Origin of the sequence: Erythrobacter sp. NAP1 (assembly GCF_000152865.1) — a bacterium.
Taxonomy (GTDB): domain Bacteria; phylum Pseudomonadota; class Alphaproteobacteria; order Sphingomonadales; family Sphingomonadaceae; genus Erythrobacter.
Map to the genome: position 1 here is coordinate 2,495,608 of NZ_CH672390.1, position 20,256 is coordinate 2,515,863.

General features: G+C 59.2%; 20 protein-coding genes. 10 read left to right on the forward strand and 10 right to left on the reverse strand.

The window, feature by feature from the left end:
• Positions 1–10 precede the first annotated feature (10 nt).
• The 6 genes from NAP1_RS11905 (at position 11) to NAP1_RS11930 (ending at position 7,558) form a co-directional block, all read left to right on the forward strand.
• A complete protein-coding gene (locus NAP1_RS11905; protein ID WP_007165554.1) occupies positions 11–2,332 on the forward strand; it encodes a DUF2460 domain-containing protein in 2,322 nt (773 codons plus the stop codon).
• A complete protein-coding gene (locus NAP1_RS11910) occupies positions 2,332–3,147 on the forward strand; it encodes a DUF2163 domain-containing protein (protein WP_007165555.1) in 816 nt (271 codons plus the stop codon). Before NAP1_RS11905 ends, NAP1_RS11910 begins: the two co-directional genes overlap by 1 nt.
• Complete coding sequence (locus tag NAP1_RS11915) at positions 3,134–3,559, forward strand: NlpC/P60 family protein (RefSeq protein WP_007165556.1); 426 nt, start codon at positions 3,134–3,136, stop codon at positions 3,557–3,559. Before NAP1_RS11910 ends, NAP1_RS11915 begins: the two co-directional genes overlap by 14 nt.
• A 17-nt stretch (positions 3,560–3,576) precedes the next feature.
• Positions 3,577–5,757 carry a phage tail protein gene (locus NAP1_RS11920; protein WP_007165557.1) on the forward strand — a complete coding sequence of 727 codons (2,181 nt, stop codon included), beginning with the start codon at positions 3,577–3,579 and terminating at the stop codon, positions 5,755–5,757.
• A 17-nt stretch (positions 5,758–5,774) separates the two neighbouring features.
• On the forward strand, positions 5,775–6,239 hold the full coding sequence (locus tag NAP1_RS11925) for a DUF2793 domain-containing protein (RefSeq protein ID WP_007165558.1): 465 nt from the start codon (positions 5,775–5,777) through the stop codon (positions 6,237–6,239).
• A gap of 179 nt (positions 6,240–6,418) precedes the next feature.
• A complete protein-coding gene (locus NAP1_RS11930) occupies positions 6,419–7,558 on the forward strand; it encodes an OmpA family protein (protein ID WP_040464445.1) in 1,140 nt (379 codons plus the stop codon).
• Positions 7,559–7,667: 109 nt separating this feature from the next.
• Here the strand turns inward: NAP1_RS11930 and queC are convergent, their stop codons facing one another.
• The 6 genes from queC to NAP1_RS16740 form a co-directional block, all read right to left on the reverse strand.
• Positions 7,668–8,366 (reverse strand): 7-cyano-7-deazaguanine synthase QueC, encoded by a 699-nt coding sequence (gene queC / locus NAP1_RS11935; RefSeq protein WP_007165560.1) that lies wholly within the window; start codon positions 8,364–8,366, stop codon positions 7,668–7,670.
• Positions 8,367–8,426: 60 nt separating this feature from the next.
• On the reverse strand, positions 8,427–8,840 hold the full coding sequence (locus NAP1_RS11940; protein WP_040464992.1) for a hypothetical protein: 414 nt from the start codon (positions 8,838–8,840) through the stop codon (positions 8,427–8,429).
• 85 nt (positions 8,841–8,925) lie between these two features.
• A complete protein-coding gene (locus NAP1_RS11945) occupies positions 8,926–9,831 on the reverse strand; it encodes an Hsp33 family molecular chaperone HslO (RefSeq protein ID WP_007165562.1) in 906 nt (301 codons plus the stop codon).
• A gap of 52 nt (positions 9,832–9,883) precedes the next feature.
• Positions 9,884–10,825 (reverse strand): ornithine carbamoyltransferase, encoded by a 942-nt coding sequence (argF, locus tag NAP1_RS11950; protein WP_007165563.1) that lies wholly within the window; start codon positions 10,823–10,825, stop codon positions 9,884–9,886.
• Positions 10,825–12,024 carry an aspartate aminotransferase family protein gene (locus tag NAP1_RS11955; RefSeq protein ID WP_007165564.1) on the reverse strand — a complete coding sequence of 400 codons (1,200 nt, stop codon included), beginning with the start codon at positions 12,022–12,024 and terminating at the stop codon, positions 10,825–10,827. Before NAP1_RS11955 ends, argF begins: the two co-directional genes overlap by 1 nt.
• Positions 12,025–12,144: 120 nt before the next feature.
• A complete protein-coding gene (locus tag NAP1_RS16740) occupies positions 12,145–12,933 on the reverse strand; it encodes a cold-shock protein (RefSeq protein ID WP_007165565.1) in 789 nt (262 codons plus the stop codon).
• Positions 12,934–13,220: 287 nt separating this feature from the next.
• Between NAP1_RS16740 and NAP1_RS11965 the strand changes: the two genes are divergently transcribed.
• Genes NAP1_RS11965 through NAP1_RS11980 form a run of 4 tightly spaced genes read left to right on the forward strand, consistent with a single transcriptional unit; the run spans position 13,221 to position 16,688 of the window.
• Positions 13,221–13,652 carry a TIGR01244 family sulfur transferase gene (locus tag NAP1_RS11965; RefSeq protein ID WP_007165566.1) on the forward strand — a complete coding sequence of 144 codons (432 nt, stop codon included), beginning with the start codon at positions 13,221–13,223 and terminating at the stop codon, positions 13,650–13,652.
• A gap of 37 nt (positions 13,653–13,689) precedes the next feature.
• On the forward strand, positions 13,690–14,088 hold the full coding sequence (locus NAP1_RS11970) for a hypothetical protein (RefSeq protein ID WP_007165567.1): 399 nt from the start codon (positions 13,690–13,692) through the stop codon (positions 14,086–14,088).
• 8 nt (positions 14,089–14,096) lie between these two features.
• Positions 14,097–15,068 (forward strand): sterol desaturase family protein, encoded by a 972-nt coding sequence (locus NAP1_RS11975; RefSeq protein ID WP_007165568.1) that lies wholly within the window; start codon positions 14,097–14,099, stop codon positions 15,066–15,068.
• A gap of 24 nt (positions 15,069–15,092) precedes the next feature.
• On the forward strand, positions 15,093–16,688 hold the full coding sequence (locus NAP1_RS11980; protein WP_007165569.1) for a GMC family oxidoreductase: 1,596 nt from the start codon (positions 15,093–15,095) through the stop codon (positions 16,686–16,688).
• A 178-nt stretch (positions 16,689–16,866) separates the two neighbouring features.
• Here NAP1_RS11980 and NAP1_RS11985 read toward each other — a convergent pair whose 3' ends face one another.
• The 4 genes from NAP1_RS11985 to NAP1_RS12000 all read right to left on the reverse strand — a co-directional run bounded on the left by NAP1_RS11985 (position 16,867) and on the right by NAP1_RS12000 (position 20,230).
• On the reverse strand, positions 16,867–18,192 hold the full coding sequence (locus tag NAP1_RS11985; RefSeq protein ID WP_007165570.1) for an ammonium transporter: 1,326 nt from the start codon (positions 18,190–18,192) through the stop codon (positions 16,867–16,869).
• 18 nt (positions 18,193–18,210) lie between these two features.
• Positions 18,211–18,549, reverse strand: coding sequence for a P-II family nitrogen regulator (locus NAP1_RS11990; RefSeq protein ID WP_007165571.1), 339 nt, complete (start codon positions 18,547–18,549; stop codon positions 18,211–18,213).
• 223 nt (positions 18,550–18,772) lie between these two features.
• Positions 18,773–19,330 (reverse strand): pyridoxamine 5'-phosphate oxidase family protein, encoded by a 558-nt coding sequence (locus tag NAP1_RS11995; RefSeq protein ID WP_007165572.1) that lies wholly within the window; start codon positions 19,328–19,330, stop codon positions 18,773–18,775.
• A 12-nt stretch (positions 19,331–19,342) separates the two neighbouring features.
• A complete protein-coding gene (locus NAP1_RS12000; RefSeq protein WP_007165573.1) occupies positions 19,343–20,230 on the reverse strand; it encodes an alpha/beta fold hydrolase in 888 nt (295 codons plus the stop codon).
• Positions 20,231–20,256 lie beyond the last annotated feature (26 nt).

Sequence of the window (20,256 nt, forward strand, 5' to 3'; positions counted from 1 at the left end):
AGAAAGGCCCGTGTCATTTTATCTCGCAGACGGACGCAGGGGACAGCAATCGAGCTTTATCCAGCGCTTTGATCCACGCTTCTGGACGGTCAATTTTCCGCGGCCCGCGATGGCATCGGTCATCACGACCAGCGCCGACAGCATGCAGGTCGACCTTGAGCTCCATAACGAGGGCGAGCTTGTCGGGCTGATCTGGGACAGTGTGGATCGGCTTGACCATCCGCTTCTCGCATATGAAACCAGCCTGGATTATTCGCACACGACGCTGAGCTTTCGCTGGAAGTCGCAAGGCGTGATCCCGCTCGACGCGGTCAACGGGCCGACCCTGACGATCGAGGGCCGCGACGACGCAGGCAATCCGCAAACCTGGTTCATTCGTTTGTGGAATTATGCATCCGGGACGCCAACCGATGCCGAGATCGAGTTGCCATTCTCCGAAATCCAGTCAGGCTTCGCTCTGCCCGGCGCGCCGATCAACGCGGCCGATATCGACCGGATGTTCATCTCGATGGTCGCGCCTGGATATGTCGCTGGCAGCAACGCTCCTTTGTCGGAGCGATTCAATGGCCGGGTGACGATCTCGCAAATCAACGCTGATGGCCTCAACTCGATGCTGGAAATCGGTGACGTGCGCTTGCCCATACACGGCGAACGCATGGCAACGGCTTATGACGATGGATACGACCAGACACCCGCTCGCCTCCTGCGCGGGGTCATCGGTCTGGGTTATCGCGAGGACATCGTTCACTACGTCGGAATGAGCCACTTCATGCGGCTTGAACGGCAAGGCTCGGACCTCCTGGCAAGCCCAATCGGCGAATTGTGTACCCCGGCGGCGGAATGGCACGCGAACTTCTTCAAACTGGCAGCCGATCAGGATTTGGAGACGATTGCATCGATCTCTTATGAACTGTTCGATGCGTATTGCCCGGAGGAATGGAAGCAAAGAACATCAAGCGGTGCACCAGCATTGACAGGATGGATACCTCCTTCAACGCTTCTGTCTCCAGCCAACTCCGATGCCATGGCCTGGCTCAGCGCCGGTGCTCTTCGGTTTGTCAGCCTGCTCGAACAATCGTCCCAGCCTGTTCGAATGCAGATTGGGGAACCGTGGTGGTGGACTACGAGCGACGCACAAATCTGCCTATATGACGATGCCGCGCGAGCTGTCTTCGGCGGTTCGCCACCTGAAATCGCCGATATGCGTTTGCCACTCGATTCAGCACAGATCGCGCTGTTGGAGGCCGCAGGAGAGCTGCTCGCCCAATCGACTGCCGCTCTCACCTCGGATATTCAAAGCGCGGCTACCGGTGATGCGCAGGTTCTGCTTCTCGCATTCACGCCAACTATCCTCGATCCCAACATGCCCGAGCTGTATCGGGCAAACCTTCCGACAGGATGGGCGCACCCCGCCTTCGATCGCCTGCAACTTGAAGACTACGATTGGCTGACTGGCGGGGCAGACGCCTTGCGCCGCAATGCCTACGCTTTTGTGGACGAGCGATTGAAGTATCCGCTTGAAGAGCAGGATTACCTCGCTGGTTTCGTTTTGCTGCCAGAGGACGCCAAGACATTCTGGACCCGCATTGATGCGGGCATCGACGAAGCCGCACGGCGTTCGATCATGCGCCGATATGTTTGGGCGCAGCCTCAGATCAACCGCGATGGCTACACCCGCCTGCCAACAATTCTGGAGGATGCCATGGATGCATTTGACGACACGCTTTACCCCTTCCCCCTCGGGCGGAGCACCGCTGTCGCTCCAGAGTTTGCAACTTCGGTGTCAGTTACCGCGTCAGGTCATGAGCGCCGCAATTCGCTTTGGTCCGATGCACGCGTGCATTTCGACGTGGGGCCGGGGATCCGGTCGGAAAGCGAGCTCTCGCAACTGGTGGCCTTCTTCCGCGCCAGGCGTGGGGCGGCGCGAGGATTTCGTATAAGCGACCCCTTCGACAACAGCACAAACGCAATGACCGGTACGCCGTCCATGTTCGACCAGTTGATCGGGACTGGGGACGGGCTCACTGCAGATTTTCAGCTAGTCAAATCATATGGATCAGGCTCCGATCCACAAATCCGTCCGATCACACGTCCACGCCCTGAAAGCCTGTTGGTTAGTGTTGGCGGCAGCCCCAACACTGACTGGACGCTCGGTGAGAAAGGCCTTCTGACTTTTGCCACCGCGCCGGTTGAAGGCGATGAAATCCGGGCGGGTTTTCTGTTCGACGTCCCAGTTCGATTTGCCGAGGATCGCATCGACATTTCGGCTGTGAACTTCGAAGCTGGAGAAGCGCCAAGCGTGCCGCTGATCGAGCTTCGCGAAGAAATCTGATGCGGCGGTTTTTCTCCAGCGAGCTCGAAACGGCTGCCACCTTCTGGCGGATCTTCCGCCGCGATGGAGTGGCGTATGGCTTCACCAGTCACAATCGCGATCTCCTAATCGACGGAATAACGCACCGCGCAGCGCCGGGCATGGTTCCAGCCGCCATTCGAATGACGTCCGATCTGTCGGAAGACAGTGCAGGTGTCGAAGGTGCGCTTAGTCATGCTTCAATCCGAGAAGATGATCTCGCCAACGGCCTCTTTGATGACGCGACGATCGAAGTTGGAATAGTGGATTGGGAAACGCTCGATCACCATACGATCTATTCCGGAATTCTTGGCTCCATCGAGGATGACGGTCGCGCGTTTTCGGGCGAGTTGAAGTCAGCGAAGCATATCCTCGAACGCGACCTCGTGCCGCGAACAAGTCCCACTTGCCGAGCCCAGTTTTGCGGGCCTGGCTGTGGGCTTTCTGCCCCGCGCTTCACTTCGAGGCGCACCGTCGCGGCGGTCGATCATGAACGCAACCGCATCAAGGTCGCTGACGTTCTGGCCGCGGATCACATCGAGGGGCAGGTTCGCTTTCTTGTTGGCCCCCAGACCGGTTCAGTTTTTGGCGTTCTAGGCGGCGAAGAGGACTGGCTCACACTAGACCGGCCAATCAGCGCGCAGATCGAAGCCGGCGTGCAGGCCGAGCTATTGCAGGGCTGCGATCATCTGCTCGCGACTTGCACTTCGCGCTTCGGCAACTCGATCAATTTTCGCGGTGAGCCATTCCTTCCCGGCAATGATCTTTTAGCCCGGTACGGAAATGGCAGCAGATAACGCCGAGGTGTCGCGCGGCGACGCGCTTGCCCAAGCCGCCGCGGGGCTGATCGGAACGCCATTTCGGCTGTATGGCAGGGATGTCGAAACAGGCCTCGATTGTATCGGTCTGCTTCATGAAAGCCTGCGCAGGATCGGAATATCAGCACCTGCGCCATCAGGATACAGATTGCGCAACAGCGCTCCTTCGCGATGGTTCGCGGCCGCCGGCCAGTATGGTCTGGAACAGGCGACAGGCTGCGACAGGCGCGGCGACGTGTTGCTTGTACAGCCGGGGCCTGGCCAGCAGCACATTCAGATCATCGAAGCGTCCTCGGAAATCATTCACGCGCATGCCGGGATCAGGCGTGTTGTTCGCGGGCGGCGCGATCCGACGCTTACTACAGTTGCGCGCTGGCGCTTTCCATCATGAACATTTGAGGAGCGGCCATGGCCACCTTGTTATTCACCGCGATCGGCACTGCGATCGGCGGCCCGCTTGGGGGCGCAGTCGGTGCTTTCGTCGGAAGACAGGCCGACAACATCATTGTCGGAGCAGGAACCCGGGAAGGCCCGAGGCTGAAAGAGCTCTCCGTCACCACATCGACGTACGGCCAGTCGATTCCGCGCAACTTCGGGCGAGTGCGAACGGCAGGGACGATCATCTGGTCAACAGATCTGGTCGAAACCTCGGCGAAACAAGGTGGCGGCAAGGGCCGTCCTTCGACCACGACCTACTCCTATTCGGTCTCCTTTGCCGTCGCTCTTTCAAGCACTCCGATCGCAGGAATTGGGCGCATATGGGCGGATGGCAATCTGTTGCGAGGTGCAAGCGGCGACCTCAAGGCAGATGGCGATATGCGGGTTTACCTTGGTACGGGCGACAATTCGGTCGACCCGGCAATCTCGGCCGACAAGGGCGTTTCGGCACCCGCCTTTCGCGATTGCGCTCATGTCGTGTTCGAAAACTTGCAACTGAGCGAGTATGGCAATCGCATCCCAGCGCTGAGCTTCGAGATATTCGCGGACCACGACGCGGCAGTAACGCTCGACCGGCTGGTTCCGGAATGCATCTCGGACTCACCTCAATCCAAGCTTCAAGATGCTCGCGGGTTTACCGATGATGGAGGGGCAGTGGGGTCCTCACTCTCCGCAATTAACCGCGTCTTTCCCATGGATTGCGTGACGCAGCGTGAAGGCTTGCGCTTGTCATCGGCGAGTATCCTGCCGAGCGAAATTCCAGTCCTGCCCGAACAACTGTCTGACCGCGACAGCGAAGAGGCGAGCGAGCAAGTCACGCGGCGCGAGGCCGCGCCGGGCCCAGAGCCTTTGGCCATTCGTTACTACGACGAGCAACGGGATTATCAGCCAGGCGTGCAACGCGCGGCGGGCTTGCGCCCAAATGGCCGTGAGATGATGGTCGACCTACCCGCCACGATGACCGCTCAAGGCGCACGAAGGCTCGCGAATTCGAACGCCTACCGCGCTCGGTGGCGCAACGAGCAGGTTGTTTGGCGCATTGGAGAACTTGACCCCAACGTAGCTCCTGGGAGCGTGGTTCGCCTGCCCAACAAGACCGGGAACTGGAAGGTGCGAAGCTGGGAGTGGTTCGACCGCGGAATCGAGCTTGGCCTCGAGCGACTTGCACCTGTCCTTCCCGAAACCTTGTCGAGCGATGCAGGGGCTGCAAACATCCCTGCGGATTTGATTGCGACGCCAAGCCTCCTTTGGGCCTTTGAACTGCCCCCGGAGAATGGCTCATCGCCCACCAATCCTATAGTGATGGCGGCTGCATCCTCCTCAGGGGCAGGGTGGCGGGGATCGGCTCTTTATGCCGAGCGCGCCGGGACTCTCGAAGAAATCGGTGTGAGCGCCAAGGACCGGGCTGTCGCGGGTGAGCTATCTGCGCCAGTCGGGGCGTCCTCAGGTGCATTGCTGGAGCCCAATGCGCACCTCGACGTTGCTCTCGCTGCGGACGACCTGGCGTTCGACGATACCGATGTGACTGGGCTGGCCATGGGAGCCAATCGCTTGCTGGTGGGCGGAGAGATCATCCAGTTCTTGTCTGCACAGCGCCTCACGGAGACACAGTGGCGGCTCCAAGGCCTGTTGCGAGCACGCGCTGGTACAGAAGACGTTGCATCCGAAGGACATGCAGCGGGGACTCTCGTTGTGCTGCTAGACCATAGACTGACAACTATCGATCCGACTTTGGTGGAACCGGGAGCAGGTTCGAGGATCGCTGCCATCGGGCGCGCCGACCAGGAACCGGTCTTTTCCAGCATTCACAATGCGGGCTTGTCGCAACGTCCGCTTATGCCCATGGCGCCGCGCTCGACCCGACAGGCTGACGGTGAACAAACGTTCTGTTGGACAAGGCGCGCGCGTGGACAATGGCATTGGCCCGATGCCAGTGAGGTGCCTCTCGTTGAGGAAAAGGAAGCCTATACCGTCGGTTATGGCTCTTGCGAAAATCCTGCAAAGGCTTGGCTTGTAACGGCTGCGAGCTTCTCGCTCTCGCAGTCGATGCGGGCTGAGCTTCTCGCTCAACACGGCAGCAACGCCCTTTGGGTCAGACAGATCGGCACTTTCGGCCAATCAAGCGCCCTTCTGCTTGCAACAATCGACTAACTTCAGGAGCACTCGTTATGGCTGTCCCCATTCACTTTCCCTCGACCACCCCAAACGCCGCGCTACCGCTGCTGTTTTCGGGGCAGGCTCAGAAGGAATTCTTCCTAAACCAAGCCTTTTCCATTCTCGATGCCTTGCTGCCTCGTGCAGTTGAGCAGCACACAAGCACACCGCCTGACAATCCCGCGGAAGGTGCCTGTTTCCTGGTCGGTCCGGACCCAATCGATGGATGGGCCGGCCACATTGACGAAATTGCTATGTGGATCGCCGGGGCTTGGCAGTATGTCTCGCCTCAAGACGGCATGCAGGTCTTCAATCGTGAAACGATGGCGACACTGCTTTTCGAGGCAGGCTGGAGCGCAGCATCAGAACCGGCAATCCCAACCGGCGGGGCGACTGTCGATAGCGAAGCTCGTGCCGCCATCGGCGAGTTAATTGAAGCGCTTCGAATGATTGGAGTTTTTCCGAGAAACTCGGCTTAAGAGCGCTGGGAACAGCGGTCGCCTTGCAAAGTGCTCTGGTCAGAATTGCACATTTTGCAGCAAAGCACCCCAATAGCGGCATTCTTGCAACACATCTGCGGCATTGATCGCTTGCTACTCATCTGTGGAGAAGATAGAGATATTGGGCGCCTCAGACTTAAAAGAAGGGGAATTCTAGAATGCGTAAATTAGTCATCGGCTTGGCGATGGCTTCGACCGCACTCACCGCGCCCGCCATGGCCCGCGAAGGCCAATGGTACGTACAGGGTGATGCTGGTGTGATGCTCGTCGAAGACACCACATTTGATGTAGACGGCAGCCCCGGCGACGCCGTTGCTGACCACGACACCGGAGGCGACTTTGGTGCGCTTGTCGGTTATGACTTCGGAGCATTCCGTCTCGAAGCAGAGGTTAGCTACAAAGAAGCTGAACTTGACGAAGTGGCTGCAGGCACGGAAGGCCTCGCGCTGAACCCGTCGGCTCAAGGTGGTTTTAACCGCTTCTTTGACGTGCGTGACGCTCTCGGTGAAACGAGCGCGCTCAGCTTCATGATCAACGGCCTGTTCGACTTCGGTTCGGACGACGGTATTCAGGGCTTTGCCGGCGCTGGTGTTGGTGTTGCTCGTGTCGATCTCGATGGTCGCGTGAACACCAACGGCCCTGGCGTGTGGGACGATTCCGACACCGGTCTCGCATGGCAGCTGCTTGCAGGTATCCGTGCGCCGCTTAGCGACAGCTTCGACGTCGGGCTGAAGTATCGTTACTTCAACGCCGAAAGCGTGAGCATCATTGACCCGCTCGGTCGTCCGCTCGAAGGCGATTTCAACACGCACTCGATCCTTGGTACGCTGACGTACAACTTCGGTGGTGAAGCACCGCCTCCTCCGCCTCCGCCGCCGCCGCCACCGCCGCCGCCGCCTCCTCCGCCACCGCCGCCGCCGCCGCCTCCACCGCCGCCGCCGCCGCCGTGCAACACGGGCCCTTACATCGTCTTCTTTGACTTCGATGAATCGGTCATCACGGCTGATGCTGCGACGATCCTGGACAACGCGGTCACGGCTTACGCAAACTGCGGCACCGCTGCAGTGATGCTCGCAGGTCACACCGACCGTTCGGGCAGCGTGACCTACAACATGGGTCTGGCTGAGCGTCGCAACGCATCGGTCCGCGCATACCTCACGGGTCGCGGTATTCCGGACGGCCGCATCAGCAGCGAAGCATTCGGCGAGTCACAGCCGCGTGTTCCGACCGCTGACGGTGTTCGCGAACTGCAGAACCGTCGCGTTGAAGTTACTTACGGTCCGGGCTCGGGCATGTAAGAATTTGCTTCAGCCACAAAGTAAAGAAGGGGCCGGAGAGATCCGGCCCCTTTCTTTTTGGCTCGGCGATCTTCGCAGGTGGCTCAAAGAGGATTCTGAAGAGCTTCAATCAGTTGGCGTAGGGCGTGGTGTCGATGAGCCCTGCTTCTTCAAACCCTTTCTTGCGAAGCCGACAGGAATCGCACAGGCCACATGCAAGGCCTTCAGGCGTCGGATCATAGCAAGACCAGCTCCATGACGGATCGAGGCGAAGCCTCGCGCATTCGCGCGCAATATCAGCCTTCGTCATGTTTTGTAGCGGTGCGTGAATCTTGAAGGGAGCCGCTTCCACGCCAGCCTTTGTCCCGAGCTTTGCTGTTTCCGCAAAACTGGCAATGAATTCGGGCCGACAATCAGGATAGCCTGAATAATCGAGCGCATTCACCCCGATGAAGATGTCATTTGCTCCTGCGGCCTCAGCACAAGCTGTGGTGAGCGCGAGGAAGACGAGGTTGCGCGCTGGCACATAAGTGACCGGAATATCGTCCCCGACCCCTCCTTTCGGCACATCAATCTCGTCAGTAAGCGCTGATCCGCCAAACGCAGTCAAATCGAGAGCGAGTTCAGTCTGGCTGCTCAGATCAAGTTTCTCAGCAATCGACCTCGCCGCTGCCAGTTCCCGCCTATGGCGCTGGCCGTAGTCTATTGTCAGGGCATGAACGTCGAAACCGTTCTCGAGAGCAGTCGCCGCACTGACCATCGAGTCGAGCCCACCAGACAATAGAACCACCGCCTTGGGTCGACCGCTTTGGTTTCCTTTGTTTTTCATCAAGACCAACTAGCGGACGTAGACGAATTAGCAATCCACCCCGACTTACTGGTCTCAGACCTAGCAGCTGCCCGTACGCCGCGCTTCTGCAACAAATTGAAACGGCAGTCCTGAAGCGATCCCCTGGCTTTCAATCTGCACGAGCGCGCCGGTCTCCTTACGGATGTTGGTGCGGCCATAGCCATTGCCGGGACACGTATACTGAACGGTCACCTTGCTCGCATCGTCCTCAACAACGAATCGACTGCAACCAGAGGTCATATGACGCAGCTGAATGAGCTCCTCACCGGTCCTGACACAGACCTTGCGATCTGCCGATCCGTCTCGATGTTTGATCGTCCATTCGCCTTTCGAAAGCCCAGTCAGCATGGACAGGCTATCTGACTGCGCGGCAGCCGGGACCGTGAGCCCCAGGATAATCATTCCCAAGGCTGCGATTATGCCAATCGGCGAGAGTTGAACACGCTCAGTCATATTGGTGTCCTTGCGGGATTGCATGAATTTCACTTGTTCAAATTAGGCTAAGTACGATGAGCCGTTTCTGAACAGCGGCAAATCGTTAAACTGACAGTTCAAATTTCTTTGCGCAAAATGCGCAGTCAACGACGATAAGTCCTTGCTCATCGCGCATTTCTTCACGTTCGGCCTCAGGAAACCGCGCGATCACGGTGTTATAATACTCGGCATTGCAGCGACAGCCTCGCGAAAGGGCTGCTCCTGGCTGTATCCTGATCTCTGGCTCTTCGTGGAAAAGGCGCCACGCGATGCCTTCCAGCGACAGAGCGGGGTCCAGTAATTCTTCGTGACTGATCGTACCCGCCAATGCGACGATGTGCTCCCAGTCTGGATGATCCATCCGAACATGCAGACGCTCCCTGCCTTCTTCTCCGTCTGCCAAATGCTGAACGAGAATACCCGCTGCAACTCGCCCGGTCGAAGAAGACTTGCTGGCAATTCGGATTAGCGTGGGGATCTGTTCAGACTGGGTGAAATAGCTTTCACACGCCTGAGCCAAATTATCGCCTTCGAGCGGAACAATTCCTTGGTATCTCTGCCCCTGGCCAGTCTCGAATGTGATCGCGAGATATCCTTCACCGAACAGGGCGGTCAGCGACGGGTTGGCCCCAAGCTGCGACAGGCGTGCATCGTCAAAATCAGCATATCCGCGCAATTGCCCACCGCGATAGTCGCACACGAGAAGCGATACCGCCCCGTCCTTGGTCTGAGCCTGCATTGTCAGTTGGGCATCGTCGCCATCAGCTTTGAGCAAGCCGCCCATGAGGGCGCCGAGGACCAGCGCTTCTCCTAGCAAGTGAGTGATCGGGGGCGGGTAATCATGGGCGGCAAGAACGTCGTCTATGACGCGGTCTAGCCTCACAACCCTCGCGCGGGCATTGCGCAAAGGCAGTGTAAAGCCGAGCAACTTGTCGGCAAAAGTCTCAGGTTGGTTCTCCATCCCCATCATATGGTGGGTGATATGCTTGCCTTGAAGCCCTCTTGCCGAGTTCCTGAAATTCTCAGCCGTTGGCCAAGAGTCCGAAACTCCAAAGAAGCACCGACTTTTGGGCGTGGATGCGGTTTTCTGCTTCGTCAAATACGACAGACTGTGAGCTTTCGAACACGTCCTCGCTCACCTCTTCGCCCACATGGGCCGGCAAGCAATGTAGGAAGATTGCCTCGGGCTTGGCACGCGCCATCAAGTCGCCGTTGACCTGATAGGGGGCCATTGCCTTGCGCTTATCGTCGGCATCTGCCTGACCCATCGATATCCAAGTGTCCGTAACAAGCACATCGGCGCCATCTGCGGCTTGCTGAGCGTTATGCGTCAGCGTCACGCTTGCGCCGCCTGAACGAGCTATCTCGACAAACTCCGCCGCTGGTTCGTAACCCTCTGGGGTGGCCACTCGCACGTTGAACTTAAGCAGCCCTGCGGCCTCAAGAACCGAGTGCAACACGTTGTTGCCGTCTCCAAACCATGCAACTTCGAGGCCGGGTAAAGGCTTCTTATGTTCAATGATGGTCAAGAGGTCGGCCACAATCTGACAGGGATGAGAACGATCGGTCAGGCCGTTTATGACCGGTACGCTCGCATGGCGGGCCATTTCTTCGATCTTCGCATGATCGTCGGTGCGCAGCATGATCGCATCTACCATCCGGCTGAGCACTCTTGCGGTGTCAGCGATAGTTTCGCCTCTGCCCAATTGGCTCGATCCCGCTTCGAGGATCAGCACGGTCCCGCCCAATTGCCGCATCGCCACATCAAAGCTGACACGGGTTCGAGTCGAGTTCTTCTCAAAGACGAGCGCCAAGACACGCCCCTTGAGCGGCTCATCCGCGTCCGTCTTGCCCTTCGGCCAATCGCGCCGCGCTTCCTTGCGGTCGAGAGCGTCCGAAATCATCGCGGCTATTGCGTCGGCTCCGGCATCGCCAAGATCGAGAAAATGCCGGGCAACAGTCATCACGCGGCCTCGGGCACTTTGAAGCTTGCCGCCCCAGCCGAGAGCTTCTCGAAAAACTCGTCAATCTCAGCATCGCCGATCACCAGCGGCGGCAAAACACGCAGAGTTTGATCGCCAGCGGCAACAGTGAGCAATTGGTGATTATCGCGCAGGTGGACGAAGAAGGGTCGGCTTTCGACCTTCATCTTAATCCCAAGCATCAGCCCCTTGCCCCGAACAAGTTCGAACAGCTCTGGATAGTTTCCGATGAATTGTTCGAGCCGGGCTCGGATGCGCTCGCCCTTCTCTGTTACTTCAGCGAGGAATTCCTCGTTTGCGACCGCGTCCATGACAGCGCCGCCTGCGGCCATTGCGAGCGGATTACCGCCGTAGGTCGAGCCGTGCGTGCCAAAGGTCATGCCGCGCGCAGCTTTCTCGGTTGCGAGAACGGCCCCGATCGGGAAACCTCCGCCTAGCCCTTTCGCCGTGGCGAGAATGTCTGGCTCGATCCCGTAATGTTGGTAAGCGTACATCTTACCGGTTCGAGCAACGCCGCACTGAACCTCATCCAGAACCAGCATCAGGTCGTGCTGGTCGGCGAGTTCGCGCAACCCCTTCATGAAACTGTCGGAAGCAGGCCGGATGCCACCTTCGCCCTGAATCGGTTCTACCAAGAAGCCTGCCGTGCGCGGACCGATGAATTCTTTCGCAGACTCGAGATTGTCGAACTCCGCGTATTTGAAACCTTCGAGCATTGGCGAGAAGCCGTGATGCATCTTGGTCTGGTTGGACGCGCTGATCGTCGCCATCGTACGTCCATGGAAGGCATTGCTGAACGTAATCAGCTCAAAGCGATCCTTGTCCCCGTGCTCACCGGCGTTCTGGTGATAGGCGCGCGCTGCCTTGATCGCGCCTTCCACCGCTTCTGCTCCCGAGTTGGTGAAGAAAACGGTATCGGCGAAGGTCTTGTCGACCAACTGCTGCGCCAGCTTCTCGCCTTGCGGGCTGCCATATAGGTTCGAGACATGCATCAGGGTCGCCGCCTGATCCTGGATCGCCTTGGTCAGCCCGGGATGAGAATGACCAAGCAGGTTCACCGCGATGCCGCTGGCAAAATCCAGGTAACGCGTGCCGTCCTCGTCGATAAGGTGGCAATGCTCGCCTCGGACAGGCCGCACTCCGCAACGCGGATAGACTGGCATAAGCGGCGATATCGACATGAGTTTAATCCCTGATTGTGTTTGCAGCTCAAAAGCAAATGGCGGCTCGTCTATGAGCCGCCATTCGTTTTGAAATAGGGCCGCTCACCTGAATGGTCAAACGGCCGGATGTTGAGAGTTTTAGCCCTGCACCGGCACGAGGTTGACCGCCGAATACTTCCCGCGTCGATCGACTTCGAGGTCGAACTCGAAACGTTCGCCTTCGTTGATCGCCGAGAGGCCCGAGCGCTCAACTGCGCTGATGTGAACAAAAGCGTCCGGCTGGCCATCATCGCGCACGAGGAAGCCGAAGCCTTTCATGCTGTTGAAGAACTTGACGGTGCCGGTTGCCTTTTCGCCTGTGAGTTCGCGTTTGGGCGGGCCGCCGGCCTGCTGGACGGCGATCACGTCACCCACAACCTGCAGATCCTGGGCGGACACCTTGCCGCCGCGGTCGACCAGGTTGAACTCCAGCTCCTGACCTTCGGCAAGACCTTCGAGCCCTGCGCGTTCGACTGCGCTGATGTGAACGAAGACGTCTTCACCGCCGCTTTCCTGCTGGATGAAGCCGAAGCCTTTCTGGCCGTTGAAGAACTTTACCGTACCTTTGCCGGTGCCAACGACCTGAGCGGGCATGCGGTTGAAGCCGCCGCCACCGCCACCAGCGCCGCCGCCGCGGCCACCACCGCCGCCGCCACGAGGACCGCCGCCGAAGCCGCCGCCTCCACCGTTTCGATCGCCGCCGCCGAAGCGATCACCACCGCCTCCGCCGCCATAACGATCACCACCGCCGAAACGGTCGCCACCACGATCATTTCCGTAATCGGAAGGAGGCGAGAAGCCATCACCTCCGCCAAATGGATCAAAGCTGTCTTCGCCGAATCCGTCCCGCTTGTCCCGTCCGCGCCGACGTCCCCTGTCGTAACCCATAACTTAGTACGTACCTTATCACGCTGCCCGGCCTCCAAATCGCTGGTAACGTGGGCAACAACCCGCACCAGACGAAGAATCGTGCTCCCACATTCGAGAGAACTCTTCATTGATCAACTCATAGCGCACAAAGCGGCGCTATGCGAATGATTTAACTCAAGACAGTGTCTTGACGTAAAAATGTGACAATTTCGAGGGGTCCTGATGGATCTGCTGATCTTGCATGCCGGATCAAGCGAGGGCATTGCCACGCAGGTCGCGACAAGCCAGAAGAAAGCGCAGGAACGATGTCAGATTTTCGCAAGCTCTCCAATTCCGTCTCCGCAAGCCCTCAGATCGGCGCAGAGGATATCGCTGCAGCAAAGGAGCAGGGCTTCGCGATGATCGTCAACAACCGCCCCGATGGCGAGGAGCCAACCGCGCCGCAGGGAGATGAGATCGCCAACCTCGCGCGCGATGCGGGACTTGAGTATGTCGCCATTCCAATCGGGCATACCGGATTCAGCGAAGCGCAGGTGAACGAGATGGTTGCTGCACTCGACGCAGCCGACGGCCCTGTTCTCGCCTATTGCCGGTCGGGGACCCGCTCGACCTTTCTGTGGGCCCTTGCTCAGGCGAAGAGCGGCGCTGCACCTGACGAGATCGTCAGCGCTGCAATGGCGGCAGGGTATGATGTCAGCCCGATCCGACCAATGATCGACATGCTCGCAGCGCGCTGAAGCCAGGCTTCACCGCAGGCAGTCTCTCTCATCACGCATGGATATCCCCCCACTCCTCTTTCAGTTTGGCGGGTCGCTCATTGCAATCTTTGCGCTCTTTGTGCTGGCGCGCTGGCTCAAGCTCGGGGACAAGCCGACCTTAAATGACGAGGCCGATGTGCGCCGGGTCGCGGGTGAAGTGCTCGATGGCTACGAGGCAACGCGCATATCGATAGCGCGCGGCGGTTCGGCTGCCCTTGCCCGCGACGCGTCGGGACAGATCATGGTGATCAAGCTCCACGGCAATCGGTTCGCTGGCAGGGTGCTGGACGCACGTGCTTCGGTGAGTGAGGTGATCGATGCACTGATAGTCGATCTCGGAGAGGCGCGATTCGGAACAGTCCGGTTATCTCTCGACGACCCCGGATATTGGGCTGACGCGATCAACCGGCTATAGAGCGTTCAATGCCCGACTTCTCACCCACCCAATATGCCGTGCCGCTATTCGTGGTCGCCGTGCTTGCCGAGATGATCTGGTCGCGCCTGCGCCGTCCGGAAGCATACGAGCCGATGGATACGCTCGTCAGTCTCGCCTTTGGGCTGGGATCGACGGTGGCGGGCGCGCTTTTCGGTGGGTTTGCTGCTTACGTCTTTATCGAGGCCTACGAATATCGGTTGTTCGATTTCGGCCCTGAGTGGTGGGCGGTTTGGTGGGCATGGCCGCTTTGCTTCGTGCTCGATGACCTCAAGTATTACTGGGTCCACCGCGCGGGCCATCGCATCCGCTGGATGTGGGCGAGCCATGTGAACCACCACTCATCACAGCACTACAACCTTTCGACTGCGCTTAGGCAGAGCTGGACCGGCGCTTTCACGTTCGGCCTGCTGTTCGCGATCCCCCTCGTGCTGCTCGGCTTTCATCCGCTGATGATCGCGATCTGTGGCGGCTTCAATCTCATCTACCAGTTCTGGATCCACACCGAGGCAATCGACCGCATGCCTCGCTGGTTTGAGGCGGTCATGAACACGCCGAGCCACCACCGCGTCCACCACGCAACCAATCCGCGCTATCTCGACCGCAACTATGCGGGCGTCTTCATCGTCTGGGACAAGATGTTCGGCACCTTCGAGCCAGAGCGCGACGAAGAACAGATCCGCTACGGCATTATCAAACAGCTAGGCTCGTTCAACCTGCTGTGGGCTGTGTTTCACGAATGGATCGGCATGGTGCGCGATATCTGGAGCGCGCCGTGGAAGCACAAACTTTCCTACCTCCTTCGCGAGCCCGGCTGGACGCATGACGGCAGCCGCGACACATCCGACACGATCCGCGCGCGCTGGCTGGAGCGGCAAGACGCGCAGACAAGGCATGCCGATGCCCCCACAAATTCGGTTGCGACAAGAAACCCGATTGAAAGCCCCGGCCAAGCTGCCTAACCTCCCTCGCCAAGAGGAGAGAATATGGAAAGCTTTGACTACATCGTCATCGGCGGTGGCAGTGGCGGCAGCGCTGTAGCGGGCCGGCTTGCGGTTGATGGAACGCGGCGGGTCTGCCTGCTCGAAGCGGGCGGGCGCAACGACAACGTCCTGATCAAGACGCCCGGCTTTATGCCGTTCATCCGCAACTCGTCGAACTACAAGTTCGATACCGTCCCGCAAAAGGGCTTGAACGGACGCATTGGCTATCAGCCGCGCGGCAAGGGCTTGGGCGGATCCTCGGCCATCAACGCGATGGTCTATATCCGCGGAAACAAGTGGGACTACGACAATTGGGCAGACATGGGCTGCACCGGCTGGGCCTATGACGACGTGCTTCCCTATTTCCGCAAGTCCGAATCGAACGAGAATGGCGGGGACGAGTATCACGGCGGCGGAGGGCCGCTCTTCGTTTCCAACCAACGCGCGCCCAATCCCACAAGCCACGCTTTCGTCGAAGGCGCCGCGTCTCTCCAGCTTCGCACCAACGATGATTTCAACGGGGAGCGACAGTCGGGCTTTGGCCTCTATCAGGTCACGCAGCGTGACGGCGAGCGCTGGTCCGCCGCGCGCGGCTATGTCGAGCCGATCCGCGAGCAGGGCAATTTCGCCGTTCGCACCAAGACGCTGGTTGAAAAGCTGGTGATCGAGGATGGCCGGGTCACCGGGGTCCAAATCCGCGACGGCAAGACGTCGAAGACTTTGCACGCAAAGCATGGCGTAATCCTTTCAGCAGGCGCATTCGGCTCGCCGCAAATCCTCATGCTGTCGGGCATTGGCCCCGCCGAACACTTGAAGGAGCATGGCATCGACGTCGTGCTCGACAAGCCAGCGGTGGGCTCCGAGCTTCAGGATCACATCGACTATGTCTCCGGCTGGCAAACCGACAGCGACGTGCCGATCGGCGGCACGTTGAAAGGCACGCTCAAAATGGCGGCGGCTGTATTGGAACATCGTCGCAAACGTACCGGAACCATGACCACGTGCTTCGCCGAAGCCGGCGGGTTCTGGCAGGTCATGGATGAAGCCCCTGCGCCCGATGTGCAATGGCACTTCGTCCCCGCGGTGCTTGAGGATCACGGGCGCGAGAATGTGAAGGGTTACGGCTTCTCGCTGCACGCCTGCGTGCTGCGCCCCGAAAGCCGCGGAACTGTGCGCCTCGGGTCACGGGACGCAGCTGCGGCTCCGGTGATCGACCCCAATTTCCTCGACGATGATCGCGATATCGCGGTGCTGCGCGAGGGCGTGCGCCTGTCGCACCGCATTGTCGATACGCCAGCGATGCAGGTTTACGGGCCCACTGACCGCCATCCGGTTGACCTTCAGGATAACGATGCGCTCGATCAGCTGATCCGCGAGCGTGCCGACACGGTCTACCACCCAGTCGGCACATGCCGGATGGGCGCGGATGACGATGCTGTCGTCGACCCGACGCTGAAAGCGCGCGGGATAGATGGTCTCTGGATTGCCGATGCGAGCATCATGCCCAAGATAGTTAGCGGCAACACCAACGCTCCCAGCATCATGATCGGCGAACGCTGCGCTGACTTCATCAAGGCAGCTGAAAAAGTAGGCGTGTAACACGTAGTGCAGTTAGCGCTACCCAAGGCGCGCGGCGCATAGCGAACCCAACAAAAAAGAGGCCGGAGCGAACATGCCGCTCCGGCCTTCATCAGTCTGTTCGTTCGCAGGAGGAACGGCTTTTGGCGGGGAGAGGGGAGAAGAGAGAGAGAGCCTCCCCCCGCCAAACTGTTTGCGCTCAGGTTCGAGCGAATTCGGGATAGGCTTCCACACCAATCTCGGCATGGTCGAGGCCTGCCATCTCTTCTTCTTCCGTCGGGCGGACCCCGATGGTGTACTTGAGAGCGAGCCAGACAACTGCCGAAGCTAGGCTAACCCAGACTGCGGTGAGCAGCACGCCGACCAGCTGGCCAAGGAAGGTCGCATCACCAGTCCAGGCAACGATCAGCGTGCCCCAGATACCTGCGAAGAGATGAACCGGGATGGCGCCGACAACGTCGTCGATCTTTAGCTTGTCGAGCATCGGGACCGTCAGGACCACGATGACGCCGCCGATACCGCCGATCAGGATCGATTGGCCAACGGTGGGTGCAAGAGGCTCTGCCGTGATCGACACGAGGCCAGCCAGTGCGCCGTTGAGCGCCATGGTAACGTCGGCCTTCTTGTACATGACCTGGGTGAGGATGATCGCGACGACCACACCGGCACAGGCTGCCATGTTGGTGTTCACGAAGATCTTCGAAACATCGGAAGCATCGCCAACCGTGCCCATCGCAAGCTGCGATGCGCCGTTGAAGCCGAACCAGCCGAGCCACAGGATGAAGGTACCAAGTGTTGCGAGCGGAATGTTCGCGCCCGGGAATACGTTGACCTTGCCATCCGCGCCATAGCGACCGGCACGAGCGCCGATGATGACAGCACCAACAAGCGCAGCCCAGCCACCGGTCGAGTGGACCAGAGTCGAACCAGCAAAATCGCTGAAGCCGTGGACGGTGTCGAGGTAACCCCCGCCCCACTCCCAGCTGACGACCACCGGATAGATGATGCCGGTCAGGATGGTAACGAAAATAAAGAACGGAACGATCTTCACACGCTCAGCCACGGTTCCCGAAACGATCGAGGCGGTGGTCGCGCAGAAAACCATCTGGAAGAACCAGTCCGACGCGACGGAGTAACCCGTGCCAGTGTCGGCTTCGCCCACCCCTTGCATCGAATAAGGCGCAGCGCCGATGCCGAACAGGCCAAGCGAACCCTCGGCAAAGCCAGGATACGCGATCGAATAGCCGATCACCCAGAACATCAGGCCGGCAATCGAATATAGGCCAATATTCTTGATACATTGGGTGGAGGTGTTTTTGGCGCGGACAAGGCCTGCTTCGAGCATTGCGAAGCCGGCTGCCATCCACATGACGAGAAAGCCGCCGATGAGAAACAGCAGCGTGTTGAAGATATACGCAGTGCCAGCCGAAACGACTTCCGCGTCAGGCACGGCAGCAAGAGCGGGCTGCGCGGCGAATGCCGAGCCTGCCAATAGGGCAGCGCCGGTAAGGAGAGGCTTTTTCATGAGTTCAGGTCCCCCGAATTAGAGCGCGGTTTCGCCGGCTTCGCCGGTGCGAATGCGGGTGGCCGATGCAAGGTCGAGCACGAAGATCTTGCCATCACCGATGGCCTCGGTGTTGGCGGTTTGCTGGATCGTCTCGACCACTTGCGGAGCGATATCGTCGCTCGCAGCAATCTCCAGCTTCACCTTCGGCAACATGTTGGTGGAGTATTCGGCCCCGCGATAGATTTCGGTCTGGCCCTTCTGGCGCCCGAACCCCTTAACTTCGGAAACAGTCATCCCAGCGACCCCGATGGAGCCCAGCGCTTCGCGGACCTCATCAAGCTTAAACGGTTTTATGATGGCGATGATGAACTTCATCCGTGCCCCCTTTGGCTTTGGCCGGCTCATCCGGCTGACCGATTGGTCTGCAAGGGGCGTGCCACAATTGTGCAACACGGTTGACGCTGGGGAATCAGGCGCTTTCTTCGCACCTGCACAAAAGTGCGTGCCTAAGGTTTAATCATTTGTTTATTTTTTGAGCAAGGTTAGTTGATTTACCGCAATTGACGCCTCTCTGATGTTACTTTGTAACCGCAGTGGGCTACTCGCCTGCAATATATTGCGTTGTCGCGCGGGTCGGCAGTCCATCAATGCTGCTTGTGCGAGATGCGGCTTTGGCCTCCCACTCCTCCGGATTGGACTGCTTGTGGGCTTTCTTGAGCGTTTCGCGCTCACCCTCGAGGCTCATGAAAGGAACGCCCCAGCCGCAGCTGGTCTGGACGCTGTCGATGTCGATTATGAAGATCTGTCGCGTGCCGGGAAGCAGTGTGAAATGGGCCGCAAGCTCCTCCCATTCGGTATCCTGCGGCAGAACCGGCCTCCCGCGACCATAGATGCGCAGGATCAGAGCGGGCCGCTCGAAATTGCAGAACATGATGGTGATGCGGCCATCCGCAGCCAGGTGGGCGTGAGTCTCGTTCCCCGATCCGCCAAGGTCGAGATAAGCGACCTTGCCCGGCTCGAGCACGCGAAAAGCATCGTAGCCCTTAGGGCTGAGATTGATGCGCGCATCCGCGGCGGCAGTGGCGACAAAGAACACCGGCTGTTTCTCGATCATCGCCAAGTGTTTGGGCTCAAGCGCGTCGAAGAAATCAGACATGTTCTTGGTCTCCTAATCCTTGAGGAAGTCTCGCACGACCCCGATGAAGCGGTCAAACTGGTCGTGGTGGAGCCAGTGGCCCGCCTTCTCGAATTCGATCACCTCGGCGGTGTTGAAGTGTTTGATCCGCCCGTCCTTCTCCGGGTTCGAGGCCCAGCTGTCTGCACCGTACATCAGGAGCGTTGGACAGGTGATCGCGCCCCAGATCGCCTCCATGAATTCGTCGGCGATATCCTCTACGCCCCAGACATTGAGGTGCGGGTCGAACTTCCAGCTGTACGTGCCGTCCTCGTTGCGGTTGACGCCGTGGATGGTGAGGTGGCGCGCCTGATCCTCTGTGAGGTAGGAGTTCTCCTCGATCATCCGGGCAAAGGCGGCCTCGATGCTCTCATACTTGCGTGGGCTTCGCCCTGCCGCCTTGCGCTTCTTCTCAATCCATTCGCGCATGCGTTCAGGGTAAGGCGTCTCGCGCTGCTTATCCTTCCACTCGGGCGACGGGCCAAGGCCTTCGATCGCGACGAGCTTAGTGACCATCTCCGGGAACATGCCGGAGTAACGCAGCGCGACATTGCCGCCCATTGAGTGCGACACGATCCGCACCGGGCCAACGCCAAGCTGGTGGATTAGCTGGGCAAGGTCATAGACCATATCGCCCGCGCCGTAATTGCCGTCGGACACCCAGTCGCTGTCGCCATGGCCGCGGTGGTCCATCGCGATGACATGGTATTCGTCACGCAGCGCCTCGGCGGTCCAGTCCCAGCTGCGCGCATGATCGCGTCCGCCATGGACGAGGACTAATGGAGGCTTTCCGCGTCCCTGATTTTCGGCACCCCAATCCTCGTAATTGAGCTTGAGCCGCTGGGAGATGAAGCTTTGTGAGGTGGGGCCTGAACCGTTCATTCGGTTCCAATGGCCCGAAGTTGCGG

Excerpts from the sequence above, each read along its gene's own strand:
- NAP1_RS11910 (WP_007165555.1), top strand. The coding sequence starts at position 2,332 with ATGCGGCGGTTTTTCTCCAGCGAGCTCGAAACGGCTGCCACCTTCTGG.
- NAP1_RS11915 (WP_007165556.1), top strand. The coding sequence starts at position 3,134 with ATGGCAGCAGATAACGCCGAGGTGTCGCGCGGCGACGCGCTTGCCCAA.
- NAP1_RS11920 (WP_007165557.1), top strand. The coding sequence starts at position 3,577 with ATGGCCACCTTGTTATTCACCGCGATCGGCACTGCGATCGGCGGCCCG.
- NAP1_RS11925 (WP_007165558.1), top strand. The coding sequence starts at position 5,775 with ATGGCTGTCCCCATTCACTTTCCCTCGACCACCCCAAACGCCGCGCTA.
- NAP1_RS11930 (WP_040464445.1), top strand. The coding sequence starts at position 6,419 with ATGCGTAAATTAGTCATCGGCTTGGCGATGGCTTCGACCGCACTCACC.
- queC (WP_007165560.1), bottom strand. The coding sequence starts at position 8,366 with ATGAAAAACAAAGGAAACCAAAGCGGTCGACCCAAGGCGGTGGTTCTA.
- NAP1_RS11940 (WP_040464992.1), bottom strand. The coding sequence starts at position 8,840 with ATGACTGAGCGTGTTCAACTCTCGCCGATTGGCATAATCGCAGCCTTG.
- NAP1_RS11945 (WP_007165562.1), bottom strand. The coding sequence starts at position 9,831 with ATGATGGGGATGGAGAACCAACCTGAGACTTTTGCCGACAAGTTGCTC.
- argF (WP_007165563.1), bottom strand. The coding sequence starts at position 10,825 with ATGACTGTTGCCCGGCATTTTCTCGATCTTGGCGATGCCGGAGCCGAC.
- NAP1_RS11955 (WP_007165564.1), bottom strand. The coding sequence starts at position 12,024 with ATGTCGATATCGCCGCTTATGCCAGTCTATCCGCGTTGCGGAGTGCGG.
- NAP1_RS16740 (WP_007165565.1), bottom strand. The coding sequence starts at position 12,933 with ATGGGTTACGACAGGGGACGTCGGCGCGGACGGGACAAGCGGGACGGA.
- NAP1_RS11965 (WP_007165566.1), top strand. The coding sequence starts at position 13,221 with ATGTCAGATTTTCGCAAGCTCTCCAATTCCGTCTCCGCAAGCCCTCAG.
- NAP1_RS11970 (WP_007165567.1), top strand. The coding sequence starts at position 13,690 with ATGGATATCCCCCCACTCCTCTTTCAGTTTGGCGGGTCGCTCATTGCA.
- NAP1_RS11975 (WP_007165568.1), top strand. The coding sequence starts at position 14,097 with ATGCCCGACTTCTCACCCACCCAATATGCCGTGCCGCTATTCGTGGTC.
- NAP1_RS11980 (WP_007165569.1), top strand. The coding sequence starts at position 15,093 with ATGGAAAGCTTTGACTACATCGTCATCGGCGGTGGCAGTGGCGGCAGC.
- NAP1_RS11985 (WP_007165570.1), bottom strand. The coding sequence starts at position 18,192 with ATGAAAAAGCCTCTCCTTACCGGCGCTGCCCTATTGGCAGGCTCGGCA.
- NAP1_RS11990 (WP_007165571.1), bottom strand. The coding sequence starts at position 18,549 with ATGAAGTTCATCATCGCCATCATAAAACCGTTTAAGCTTGATGAGGTC.
- NAP1_RS11995 (WP_007165572.1), bottom strand. The coding sequence starts at position 19,330 with ATGTCTGATTTCTTCGACGCGCTTGAGCCCAAACACTTGGCGATGATC.
- NAP1_RS12000 (WP_007165573.1), bottom strand. The coding sequence starts at position 20,230 with ATGAACGGTTCAGGCCCCACCTCACAAAGCTTCATCTCCCAGCGGCTC.